This window comes from Vitreimonas flagellata (assembly GCF_004634425.1).
In the GTDB taxonomy this organism is placed as follows: domain Bacteria; phylum Pseudomonadota; class Alphaproteobacteria; order Caulobacterales; family Aquidulcibacteraceae; genus Vitreimonas; species Vitreimonas flagellata.
In genome coordinates, this window is the sequence record NZ_SBJL01000002.1 from 571,003 (window position 1) to 583,334 (window position 12,332).

A 12,332-nucleotide genomic window follows, 5' to 3' on the forward strand; every position below is an offset into this window, starting at 1 on the left:
CTTCGCTGACAGCTCCCCCGTAAACGGGGGAGCACTTAGGCTTGCTTCTCCAGTTTCGCCAACAGCACGCCTTCGCTGACCTGATCGCCGGTGTTCGCCTTGAGCTCCGCCACCACACCGTCAAACGGCGCGGTCAGCGTGTGCTCCATCTTCATGGCTTCAAGCACCACGAGTGCATCGCCCTTCTTCACCTTCGCGCCAGCTTTCGTAGCGACGGTGACGATCTTGCCTGGCATCGGCGAAAGGATCGCGCCGTCGCCAGCCGCGGCCTCGCCTTCGGCGCGCTCGCCGCTATCGAGCGTGAACTCGTAGGCTTCGCCGTTTTCAAACGCGACCAACGTGTCGCCTTCCAGCGACCATGACGCATCTGCGCCTTCGTCGATCTCCGCTTCAAAGCGCTCTCCCTTCCAGAGCACCCCCACACGCGTTGACGCCGGCAAATTCGAGCGGAAGCCAATCAATTGCGTCCACGGCGAGGTCTGCGAGGTTTGTGTGCGTGATGCAGCGGCGGCGCTTGCTTCATGGAAGACCGTCGCGGCCGTCGAGAGAACATCGTTACTCGGCCGCGGCACGGCTGTCAGCGTATCGCCTCGCGCGCCGATGAAGGCCGTGTCGACATCGCCGGCGGCAAAGGCCGCCTCTTCCAAGCACCGGCATACAAAGCCCGCATTGGTGCGCACCGGCCAAACGGCGACGCTGCCCATAGCGTCCGCGAGCTTGGCCGTCGCCGCAGCGCGATCAGCTGCGTGGACGATCACTTTAGCGATCATCGGGTCATAGTGCGGCGAGACTTCGCCCGACTGCTCAACGGCCGTATCGACACGGACGTCCTCATCGATCGCGTCCGGCAGGGCGCAAATTTCGAGTCTGCCGATCGAAGGCAAGAAGCCCGTGCTTGGGTCTTCCGCATAAAGCCGCGCTTCGATCGCGTGGCCGTTGATGCGCAGCTCTTCTTGCTTCAGCGGCAGCTTTTCGCCGCTGGCGACGCGGAGCTGCCATTCGACCAAATCCTGGCCCGTGATCTCTTCGGTCACCGGGTGTTCGACTTGGAGGCGCGTGTTCATTTCCATGAACCAGATGCGATCGCCGCGCAGGCCTTCGCTGGCGTCGGCGATGAATTCGATCGTGCCGGCGCCGACATAGTTCACGGCCCTCGCCGCGAGCACGGCGGCATCGGTGACGGCCTTGCGCGCGTCCTCGCTCATGCCCGGCGCGGGCGCTTCTTCGATCACCTTCTGGTGGCGGCGCTGCAGCGAGCAATCGCGCTCGAACAAATGCACGACCTGCCCATGCGTATCGCCAAACACTTGCACTTCAATGTGGCGCGGGCGCTGCACATAGGTTTCGAGCAACACGCGATCATCGCCGAACGCCGCCGCCGCTTCGCGCTTGGCTGATTGAAGTGCGGCTTTGAATTCGCCCTTCTTCTCGACCTTTCGCATGCCTTTGCCGCCGCCGCCGGCGACAGCTTTGATCAGCACCGGATAGCCGATCGCGTCGGCCTCCTTCTGCAAGCGCTCTTCGCTTTGATCTTCGCCCAAATAACCGGGCGTGGTCGGCACGCCCGCTTCGGCCATCAATTTCTTGGCGGCGTCCTTCAAGCCCATCGCGCGGATCGAATCCGGATGCGGCCCAATCCAGATGAGGCCGGCGTCCATGACAGCCTGCGCGAAGTCGGCGTTTTCAGAAAGAAAGCCATAGCCCGGATGGATCGCTTCGGCGCCTGTTTGCTTGGCGGCGGCGATGATCTTCTCGCCGCGCAGATAGCTTTCCTTCGCCGCGGCGGGGCCGATGTGCACAGCGTCGTCCGCTTCGCGCACATGCAACGATTTCGCGTCGGCGTCGGAATAGACCGCAACCGTGCGCACACCCAAGCGCTTGGCCGTACGGATCACGCGGCGCGCGATTTCACCGCGATTGGCAATGAGAACAGATTTAAGCATCATTACATCCTGAACACGCCGAAGCGCGTCTCTGGAATTGGGGCGTTGAGTGAGGCGCTGATCGAGAGGCCAAGCACGTCGCGCGTTTGGGTGGGATCGACGATGCCGTCGTCCCACATGCGTGAGGTGGCGTGATAGGGATCGCCTTCGGCTTCGTAGCGCGCGCGCACCGGCGCTTTGAACTTCTCTTCGTCGTCCTTGGCCCAGGTCTCGCCCTTGGCTTCCATGCCGTCGCGCTTCACTTGCGCCAAAACCGACGCCGCCTGCTCGCCGCCCATGACGGAAATGCGGGAGTTCGGCCACGAGAACAGGAAACGCGGCGAGTAAGCGCGGCCGCACATGCCGTAATTGCCGGCGCCGAATGAGCCGCCGATCATCATCGTGAATTTCGGCACTTCGGCGGACGCGACCGCCGTCACCAGCTTTGCGCCATCCTTGGCGATGCCGCCGGCTTCGTATTTGCCGCCAACCATGAAGCCTGAGATGTTTTGCAGGAACAGCAACGGAATGCCGCGCTTGCAGGCGAGCTCGATAAAGTGCGCGCCCTTTTGCGCGCTCTCACCGAAGAGGATGCCGTTGTTCGCAAGTATCGCGACCGGATAGCCCCAGATGCGCGCAAAACCCGTAACAAGCGTCGAGCCATAGAGCGGACGGAATTCGTCGAACTCGCTGCCATCGACAATACGTGCAATGATCTCATGCACATCGTACGGCGTGCGCACGTCTTGCGGCAGGATGCCGTAAATTTCGCTCGGATCATAAAGCGGCGCCTGCGGCTCGCGCAGATCGAGGCCGACATGCTTGGACGTGTTCAGATTGCCGACAATGCGGCGCACCAGATGCAGCGCGTGCGCATCATCCTGCGCGACGTGATCGACAACACCGGATTTGCGGCCGTGAACTTCGGCGCCGCCCAGATCTTCAGCGCTGATGATCTCGCCGGTCGCCGCCTTCACCAATGGAGGCCCGCCGAGGAAGATAGTGCCTTGGTTGCGGACGATCACGGTCTCATCGCTCATCGCCGGCACGTAAGCGCCGCCCGCCGTGCACGAGCCCATGACGCACGCGATCTGGGCGATGCCCGCCGCGCTCATGCGCGCTTGATTGTAGAAGATGCGGCCGAAATGGTCGCGGTCGGGGAAGACTTCCGCTTGGTGCGGCAGGTTCGCGCCGCCGCTGTCGACGAGATAAACGCACGGCAGCCGGTTTTGCTGCGCGATCTCTTGCGCGCGCAAATGCTTCTTCACGCTGATCGGAAAATACGCGCCGCCCTTCACCGTCGCGTCGTTGGCGACGATCACGACTTCGCGGCCTGACACGCGGCCAATGCCGGTGATGAGACCCGCGCCCGGCGCTTCGCCATTGTAGAGGTCGTATGCGGCCAACGCGCCAATTTCGAGGAACGGCGCACCGGGATCGAGCAAGCGTTCCACGCGATCACGCGGCAAGAGCTTGCCGCGCTTGACGTGGCGTGCGCGGCTATCTTCAGGACCACCCAGCGCAATCTCCGCCGTGCGCGCGCGCAATTGATCGGCAAGCGCTTTGTGATGCGCGAAATTCTTCTTGAACGCTTCAGAGTTCGTGTCGATTGCGGACTTAAGCTTCATGGACGCCAATTCTCAGATTTGATTAGTGTTTGACGTGCGCGCGAACCTGCTTCAAGGGCGGCAAATCCGCGAATCCAATCATCTGATTGGCAAACCTAGCCCGCGCCAATGATTTCCCGCCCGATCAAGAAGCGGCGCACTTCGTTGGTGCCGGCGCCGATGTCGTAGAGCTTAGCGTCGCGCAGAAAGCGCTCAACTGGGAAGTCCTTGGTGTAGCCGGCGCCGCCGAGCGCCTGGATCGCTTCGAGCGACACTTTCACTGCACTTTCGGAAGCGTAGAGAATGGCGCCGGCCGCGTCGTGGCGCGTGGTTTTGCCGGCGTCACAGGCTTTCGCGACGGCATAGACGTACGCGCGTGCTGAATTGAGCGCCACGATCATGTCGGCGACTTTAGCCTGCATCAGCTGGAACGAGCCGATAGCGCGGCCGAATTGTTTGCGCTCGCGCACGTAGGGCAACACGACGTCGAGACAGGCTTGCATGATACCGAGCGGGCCGGCCGAGAGCACGGCGCGCTCATAGTCCAAGCCGCTCATCAGCACGCCGACGCCACGGCCCACGCCGCCCATCACGTTTTCTTCCGGCACTTCGCAATCTTCGAACACGAGTTCGCCGGTGTCCGAGCCGCGCATGCCCATTTTGTCGAGCTTTTGGCTGACGCTGAATCCCTTCATGCCGCGCTCGATCAGGAACGCGGTGATGCCGCCGGAGCCCGCTTCGGGATTGGTTTTCGCATAGACCACCAACGTGTTGGCTTCCGGCGCGTTGGTGATCCAGAATTTCGTGCCGTTGAGCACATAGCGATCGCCCTTGTGCTCGGCGCGCAATTTCATGCCGACGACATCGGAGCCGGCGCCTGCTTCGCTCATGGCGAGCGAGCCGACATGCTCGCCGCTGATGAGCTTCGGTAGGTATTTCCGCTTCTGCTCGGGCGTCGCCCAGCGGCGGATTTGATTGATGCAAAGATTGGAGTGCGCGCCGTAGGAAAGGCCAATCGAGGCCGAGGCGCGGCTCACCTCTTCCATCGCCACAACGTGTTCGAGATAGCCAAGCCCTAGCCCGCCATCCTCTTCGGCGACAGTAATGCCGTGCAGGCCGAGTTCACCCATTTCCGGCCAGAGTTGGCGCGGGAATTTGTTGGTCGCGTCGATCTCGGCGGCCATCGGCGCGATGCGATCGGCGGCGAACTGGCGGGTCGTGTCGCGGATCGCGTCGGCGGTTTCGCCGAGCTGGAAATCGAGTTGGTAGGAGTCAGTCACGGGGCGCGGCTCCGGGGCGTTTGAAACGCCAAAGGCCGGCTGGAAGCCGGCGGTCCAAAGACCGTAATTGATTTGCCTGGCCGATAGAAATTGAACCGGAAGAACAGAACTGATAGATATCATCTATGGATCGCTATCTGTTGCGCTACTTCCTGGCGGTGGCCGAACTGGGCTCGTTCTCTAAGGCCGCCGCGCGGGTGAACGTGACCCAGCCGACACTTTCGGTCGGCATCGCCAAGCTTGAGGAGCAGGTGGGCGCGCGCCTGTTTGAGCGCACGACACGGCGCGTGTCGCTGACGCCCGCCGGCAGCCGCTTCCTCGGTCACGCCCGGCGCATCACCCAAGAATACGAAGTAGCCCTCCGAGACGTCGCCGAGGCGCCGCGGCTAAAGCGGGTGCGCGCCGGCATTCTCTCGACCATCCCCGCGCGCGACCTGGAGCGCGTGGTCGCGTATCATGCCAAGCACGCCAGCGGCGAGGCGTTGGAATTGCTGGATTCCACCGAGCGCGACATCGCCAACCGTTTAAGTGATGGCCGCCTCGACGCGGCGCTCACCATTCTGCGGCCCAGCTTGGAGAGTTTCGCGCAGGAGAGCTTGCGCGCCGAGCCCTACGTGCTCTTCGTCGGCGCCGGCCATAAGCTGGCCCAGGCCGAGAGCATCGAAGGCGGCGAACTGGCGGGCGAGACCATGATCGTGCGCCGCCAATGCGAAGGCCTGCCGGAGATCAGCCGCTATTTCACCAACCGCGACGTGCGCCCCTCGTTCAGCTTGCGCACGCTGAGCGACGATCGCGCGCTCAGCATGGTCGCCGCAGGCCTCGGCATCACGGTCGCGCCTTTGAGCTTCAAGCAGCCTGGGCTCACCGCCATTAAGCTCAACGGCTTCGATCTCACCCGCGACATCGGGCTCGTTTTCTCTGATCGCGCGCGCGATCAAAGCGCGCCAAGCGCGTTCGTGGAAGCCGTCCGCGCGACGTACGGCGCTGCGCGTCGCAAAACAAGGTAAACGGCTCCACCGTGCGTTGCCGCGATGTCAGGCAAATGTTACGCTTGCGGAACGTCGGGTCATACAAGGGCGTTTGCCTCACATGCCACCTCCAGCTCGTCCCGTTTGGACTGGGCAAATCCGGCTCGCCCTCGTGGCATTGCCGGTGAAGCTCTATTCCGCCTTGGATTCACGCGAGAAGATCTCGTTCAACCAAATCCATGAGCCGTCCAAGCAACGCATCAAATACGAGAAGGTCGTGCCGGGTATAGGCGCGGTCGATAAGGACGAGATCGTCAAAGGCTACGAATTCTCCAAGGGCCGCTACGTGCTCTTCTCGGACGAGGAGTTCGATGCGCTGAAGGTCGACTCGAAGAAGACGCTCGACATGGTGCAGTTCGCGCCGTCCGAGACGATAGACCCGATCTATTTCGACAAGCCTTATTACGCGCTGCCCGATGGCAAGCTTGCCGATGAGCCCTATCGCGTGGTGCGTGATGCGCTGCGCCGTTCGAAGACGGTGGGCTTGGGGCAAATCACGATGCGCGGGCGCTCCTACATCGCCGCCGTGAAGCCCTACGAAGACGGCCTCATCGTTGAGACCGTGCACTACGCCGAAGAGCTGCGCGCGGCGAAGGGCTTCTTCGATGAAATCCCGAACGGCAAATCCGATCCGGATTTGGTCGATCTCGCTGAAGAGCTGATCAATCGCAAGAAAGCGAAATTCGATCCCGCCAAGTTCGAGGACGAATACGCCGCCGCCGTTGAGCGCCTGGTGAAAAAGAAGATCGAACGCCATGGCGAATTGGTGTTGGAAGACCAAGAAGAGCCTTCGCCGGATTATGGCGACAACGTCGTCTCGCTGGTCGATGCGCTGAAGAAATCGCTCGCGAAGAAGGCCGCAGGCAAAGCGGCGGCCGCGAATGACGACGAAGAGGAAGCGCCCGCTAAACCCGCCAAGCGCCCACGCGCAGCCGCGGAAAAGGTCAAAGCCGCACCGCGCGCAAAAGCGCCGGCCAAGGCCGCGCCTAAACGCGCGAAGAAATGAAGAAGCCCGCCAAAAGCGGCGCAAAGAAAGCGGCGGCGTCCAACGGAATAGGCGGCCTCGCTGAATACAATCGCAAACGCGATTTCGACAAAACCAGCGAACCGCCCGGCGGCAAACTCAAAACCGCCGGCGGGATGTTTGTCGTGCAGAAGCACGCGGCGACGCGCCTGCACTACGATTTCCGGCTTGAACATGACGGCGTGCTGATGAGCTGGGCCGTGCCGCAAGGCCCGTCACTCGATCCCACTGTGAAGCGCCTTGCGGTGCGCACGGAAAACCACCCGCTCGAATATGGCGCATTCGAAGGCGTGATCCCCAAGGGGGAGTATGGCGCGGGCGCCGTGATCATCTGGGACGACGGCAAGCTCAGATGGATCAACGATCCAGCTGAGGGGATGCAGAAAGGCGAACTGAAATTCGTGTTGAGCGGCGAACGGCTCAAAGGCGAATTTCACATGGTCAAGATCAAGCCGCGCGAAGGCGAACGCAGCGAACCGTGGCTGCTGTTCAAATCGCGCGATGCACATGCCGGCAAGGACGATCCCACCCGCGCAGTGACCAGCATTAAGACAGGCCGTACCGTTGAAGATTTGAAAGCCAAGGGTGGCCGCGTCTGGAGCAAGGGCGGCGAGCGTGCGCCGATGACGAAAGCGCCGAAATGGGGCTTCGTCGAACCGGCGCTCTGCACGCCGATTCAGACGCCGCCCGATGGCGACAAATGGATTCACGAGATCAAATATGACGGTTATCGCATGCAAGCGGCCGTGAGCGGTGACGCGGTGCGTCTCTACACGCGCACTGGTCTCGATTGGACGAGCAAGTTCAGCCAAGTCGCGAATGCGCTAGGCGCGCTTGGATTGAAGGACGTGCTGCTCGATGGCGAAGTCGCGGTGGCGGACGCAAGCGGGCGCACCAGTTTCTCCGCGTTGCAGCGTTCGCTTGAAAACGGTGACGCCAAAGGCGTTTCGTATTTCGTGTTCGACCTGATCGCCGAGGGCGACACGGACTTACGCAAGACGCCCCTGCTTGAGCGCAAAGCACGGCTTGAGAAGATTTTGAAAGGCGCGCGCGCGCCCATTCGCCTTTCGCCGTACCTTGAGGGCAACGGAGCGCACGTGTTCGAGGTCTTCGCCGAGAAGGGTCTTGAGGGCGTCGTCTCGAAGAAAGCGGATTCCATCTATCGCGCCGGCCGCACGCAATCCTGGCTCAAGGCCAAGTGCGTCAACGAGCGCGAGTTCGTTGTCATTGGCTATCAGCCCTCGCTTAAAGGCCGGCAGTTCGCGTCGCTTATGTTGGCAGAGCGCGTGAAGGGCGAGCTCACCTATCGCGGCAATGTCGGTACGGGGTTCAACGACAAGACGTTGACGGCGCTCGCGTCGCAGCTTGCGAAGCTCTCGCGCGCGAAACCAGCGCTCACCATCCCACGCGAGGCTGCGCGCGGCGCGAAATGGGTGGAACCGAAACTGATCGCGCAGATTAAGTACGCAGACATCACGCCCGACGGGGCCGTGAGGCATGCAGTGTTTCTCGGCCTGCGTGGCGACAAGAGCGCCAAAGATGTGAACGCCGAAACCGAAGCCCCCGCCCTCAAATCGCGCGTGCGTCTCACGCACCCCGACCGCGTACTCTTTCCTGCGGCCGACATCACGAAGGCCGAATACGCCGCCTATCTCGAAATGGTCGCCACCCGCATGGGTCCGCACATTTTCGGCCGACCTGTCAGCCTTGTGCGCGCGCCCGATGGCGTCGGTGGGCAGCAATTCTTTCAGAAGCACGCGATGGCCGGCGCGCCGAAAGAAATCAAAACCATCCCCATCACAGAATCCGAGGGCCAGTCGGAAGATTACCTCACGCTGCCCAATGTCGATGCGCTGGTTGCGTGCGCGCAGATGTCGGCGCTTGAGCTGCATATCTGGGGATCGCGCAACGAAGACGTCGAAAAGCCGGATCGCATGGTGTTCGATCTCGATCCCGATGAAGACCTCGACTTCGCCTTCGTAAAACGCGCGGCGTTCGACATCAAAGCACTGCTCGACAACGCCGATCTGCCCTCCTTCGCCATGATCACTGGCGGCAAAGGCATTCACATCGTGCTCAATCTGAAACGCCGCTACGATTGGGACGAAGTGAAGGCTTTCTCCGGCGCATTCGCCGAACAGGTCGCAGCACTCGATCCGAAACGCTTCGTCGCCAATATGTCGAAGGCGAAACGCAAGGGCCGCATCTTCATCGATTATCTGCGCAACGGCCGCGGCGCGACGGCGATCGCGCCCTATTCCACGCGCGCGCGGCCCACAGCTCCCGTCGCGACGCCCGTGAGCTGGGATGAACTAAAAACCATTCCAGAAGCATCGGCGTTCAAGCTGAAAGACATGCGCGCACGCCTCAAAGAGCCTGATCCGTGGGCGATCTACGCGGATTCCGCAGTGTCGCTCACCAAAGCCGCGCGCGCCAAACTCGGGCTCGATTGAGCGTTCCACGCTTGCGTCCCGCTGCTGCAATGCTAGAGCACGCGCAGGAGATTTCACGCATGCGCAGCACCATTCTCGCCCTCGCCGCTCTGACCGCGCTCGCCGCCTGCGGTCAGCAAGAAGCAGCGCCGCCGCCCGTGGAAGAGATCGTGCGCCGTGTGCCGGCGCCCTGGTTCATCTGCGACGCGATCGATGCGCCAGCCGTGTTTGTCTTCAATCGCGACGGCGCGAACGTGCAGGTCGCCGAGTACGACAAGCCGAACGGCGCCGTGGTGCAACGCATCGGCTACGAAGTCGGCACGGAGGAAGGGGCCGCCGGCAGCGTCATCACCGAACTCTTCCGCGACATGGGCGTCGATGGCTCGGTGCGCCAGCTCAATCCGGGCATGCTGGAAAATCCAGGCTCCGCGTACACCCTGCCGTTCACCTCGATCAACATGGACAGCCGCAACATCAGCTGCCGCTGGATGCCGCGCACGCGCGTGCTTGGCGTCACCGGTCGTCGCAGCATCGTGGTGTACGAAGATCAAAGCGGCGATCTGATCTACAATTCCTACGATTACACTCAGGCTGCGAACGCGCGTCCGATCGATGTCAGCGAAAACGGCCGCACGACCGCGTTCAGCGCCGAGGTGCGTGACGGCGCGGAAGTCACCGATGCGACGGGCACGGCGTTCTCGTTCGAGACGCAAGGCGTGCGCTACGTCGTCACCGTCCGCCGCGATGGCACAGGCCAGCTCGACGCCTATCAGAACGGGACGTTGCTGCAGACCGAGCCCTTCATCGCCTTTGTCGAGGGCCAAGCCGCAGGGTAACGTCGAAGCGTAAGGAATTGTCGCCGCGCATTTGATCGTCTAAGCCGGGCGCACATTTTGGAGCCTGCACATGACGTTCGCGACGTTTGAAAAGAAGGGCCGCGTTGCGGTCGTCACGCTGAACCGGCCGGAGAGCCGCAACGCGATCGCGACGCAGCAGGATTGCGACGATCTCGCCGGCGCACTGCGCCGCGCCAATGACGATCGCGAGATCAACGCCGTCGTGCTCACAGGCGCGGGCAAATCCTTCTGCGCCGGCGGCGATCTCAAAGCGATCCGTGAACGCACTGGCATTGGCCCGCGCGAGGAGCCGGACGACACGCGTGCGAATTATCGCCGTGGCGTACATTCCGTGATCCGCGCGCTTGCAGACGTTGAAGTCGCTACCATCGCCGCGATCAACGGTCACGCGATTGGTCTTGGCCTCGACATTGGCATTCTTTGCGACATTCGCATTGCCGGGGCTTCGGCCAAGATGGCGTCGAGCTTCGTGAAGGTCGGCATCATTCCCGGCGACGGCGGCGCGTGGATTTTGACCAACGCGATCGGCGCCTCGCGTGCGGCGGAATTGGTGCTGACCGGCGACACGATCGACGCGGAGGAAGCCGTGCGATTCGGCCTCGTCAGCCGCGTCGTGGCCGATGATCAGCTTTTGGATGAGGCGCTGAAGCTGGCGGAGCGCGTCGCTGTGAACCCGCCGCGTTCGGTGCGTTTGGCGAAGCGCTTGTTGCGTGAAGCGCAGCATGGCCGCCTGAGCGACGTGCTTGAACTTTCGGCGGCGTTCCAAGCGCTGGCGCACGAGACGGCGGACCACAAGGAAGCCGTCGACGCCTTCACCGAAAAGCGCACGCCGAAATTCACCGGCGCTTAATGCCGGCGAAATTGCCGCTCGCTGTCGATCTCGACGGCACGCTGATCAACACTGACCTCTTCACGCGCGCGATGCTGCGCTTTTTCGGCGCCGCGCCGTGGAATGTGTTTGTGATGCTGGCGTGGCTCACACGCGGTCGGGCGTATGCGAAGCAGCGACTAACGCTTCTGTATCCCGTGGACGCGGCGGCCCTTCCCTACAATGCGCCATTCGTTGTGTGGCTGCGCGAGGAGCGCGCCGCCGGTCGCGTGATTGCGCTGGCGACGGCATTTGATCAGCGCGGCGCGGACGCCGTCGCGGCGCATCTAGGTGTGTTCGATCACGTCTTCGCCTCGGATGGACGCACCAATCTCAAGTCCGCGAAAAAGGCGGACCGATTACGGCGAGCGTTTCCGCGTGGCTTCGTCTATGCGGGCAATGAGCGGGCGGATTTGAAGGTGTGGGCGACGGCGAAGGCGGCCATCATCGTCAATGCATCGCCTGCATTGGAATGCGAGGCGGCGCGGCGATTTGAGGTGGAGCGCGTCTTCCCGCGCGACGAACGCGCTTGAACGCACGCAGCCGAGCGCCAATGTTGGACGCCAGAGGGAGGCGCGCATGATCCGTGTCGGCATCGGCGGCTGGAATTACGAGCCGTGGGAAGAGACCTTCTATCCGCCCAAACTCGCGGCTGCGAAGCAGCTCGAATACGCCAGCAGCAAAGTGACAGCGATCGAGATCAACTCGACCTTCTATCGCACGCAGACAGCCGCTTCGTTCAAGAAATGGGCGGCGTCGACGCCAGACAATTTCGTGTTCTCGGTGAAGGCGCCGCGCGCGGCGGTGCAGCGCAAGGATTTGCGCGAGGCGGCGCAATCGATCGAATGGTTCTTCAACAGCGGCTTGGGTGAACTCGGCTCAAAGCTCGGCCCGATCTTCTGGCAGATGGCGCCTTACAAGAAATTCGATGCCGATGAAATCAATGCCTATTTCGACATGCTGCCGGCAAAGCTCGGCAAACTGAAACTGCGGCATGCGATCGAGGTACGCCACGCGAGTTTCGATTGCGATGAATTCAAAGCGATTGCGCGCAAGCGAAACATTGCTGTCGTCACAGTGGAGTCAGAGAAGCATCCGCTGATCGTCGAACCGACGGCGGATTTCTCGTACGCGCGCTTGGAACTGACGCAGGCTGACGAGCCGACGGGATACCCAAAGTCAGCGCTCCAGAAATGGCTAAAGACGGCGCGCGATTGGGAGAAGAGCGGCGACGTGTTTCTCTATTTCATCTCCGGCGCAAAAGAGCGCAATCCAGCCGCCGCGATGACGATGCTTGAGATGTTGAAATAGCGA

10 protein-coding genes are annotated in these 12,332 nt (G+C 62.1%); 7 read left to right on the forward strand and 3 right to left on the reverse strand.

The features are described 5' to 3' along the window. Positions 1–35: 35 nt before the first annotated feature. From EPJ54_RS10795 to EPJ54_RS10805, 3 genes are all read right to left on the reverse strand, one after another. Entirely contained in the window at positions 36–1,943 is a 1,908-nt protein-coding gene (locus tag EPJ54_RS10795) for an acetyl/propionyl/methylcrotonyl-CoA carboxylase subunit alpha (RefSeq protein ID WP_135212103.1), read from the reverse strand. Positions 1,944–1,945: 2 nt separating this feature from the next. Beyond that, on the reverse strand, positions 1,946–3,550 hold the full coding sequence (locus tag EPJ54_RS10800; RefSeq protein WP_135211720.1) for a carboxyl transferase domain-containing protein: 1,605 nt from the start codon (positions 3,548–3,550) through the stop codon (positions 1,946–1,948). Between the two features lie 95 nt (positions 3,551–3,645). Then, positions 3,646–4,809, reverse strand: coding sequence for an isovaleryl-CoA dehydrogenase (locus tag EPJ54_RS10805; protein WP_239590871.1), 1,164 nt, complete (start codon positions 4,807–4,809; stop codon positions 3,646–3,648). A gap of 125 nt (positions 4,810–4,934) precedes the next feature. On the opposite strand from EPJ54_RS10805, the gene EPJ54_RS10810 reads away from it, so the two are divergent. The 7 genes from EPJ54_RS10810 (at position 4,935) to EPJ54_RS10840 (ending at position 12,329) form a co-directional block, all read left to right on the forward strand. After that, complete coding sequence (locus tag EPJ54_RS10810) at positions 4,935–5,816, forward strand: LysR family transcriptional regulator (RefSeq protein ID WP_135211722.1); 882 nt, start codon at positions 4,935–4,937, stop codon at positions 5,814–5,816. Positions 5,817–5,898: 82 nt separating this feature from the next. Further along, a complete protein-coding gene (gene ku / locus EPJ54_RS10815) occupies positions 5,899–6,843 on the forward strand; it encodes a non-homologous end joining protein Ku (protein WP_135211723.1) in 945 nt (314 codons plus the stop codon). Next, on the forward strand, positions 6,840–9,314 hold the full coding sequence (gene ligD, locus EPJ54_RS10820; RefSeq protein WP_135211724.1) for a DNA ligase D: 2,475 nt from the start codon (positions 6,840–6,842) through the stop codon (positions 9,312–9,314). The genes ku and ligD overlap by 4 nt, the downstream gene beginning before the upstream one ends. A 59-nt stretch (positions 9,315–9,373) precedes the next feature. Further along, positions 9,374–10,129 carry a hypothetical protein gene (locus EPJ54_RS10825; RefSeq protein ID WP_135211725.1) on the forward strand — a complete coding sequence of 252 codons (756 nt, stop codon included), beginning with the start codon at positions 9,374–9,376 and terminating at the stop codon, positions 10,127–10,129. Between the two features lie 70 nt (positions 10,130–10,199). Next, positions 10,200–11,000 carry a crotonase/enoyl-CoA hydratase family protein gene (locus tag EPJ54_RS10830; RefSeq protein ID WP_135211726.1) on the forward strand — a complete coding sequence of 267 codons (801 nt, stop codon included), beginning with the start codon at positions 10,200–10,202 and terminating at the stop codon, positions 10,998–11,000. Continuing rightward, positions 11,000–11,551 carry a hypothetical protein gene (locus EPJ54_RS10835; protein WP_135211727.1) on the forward strand — a complete coding sequence of 184 codons (552 nt, stop codon included), beginning with the start codon at positions 11,000–11,002 and terminating at the stop codon, positions 11,549–11,551. Before EPJ54_RS10830 ends, EPJ54_RS10835 begins: the two co-directional genes overlap by 1 nt. A gap of 46 nt (positions 11,552–11,597) precedes the next feature. Continuing rightward, entirely contained in the window at positions 11,598–12,329 is a 732-nt protein-coding gene (locus tag EPJ54_RS10840; RefSeq protein ID WP_135211728.1) for a DUF72 domain-containing protein, read from the forward strand. The last annotated feature ends 3 nt before the right edge of the window (positions 12,330–12,332 follow it).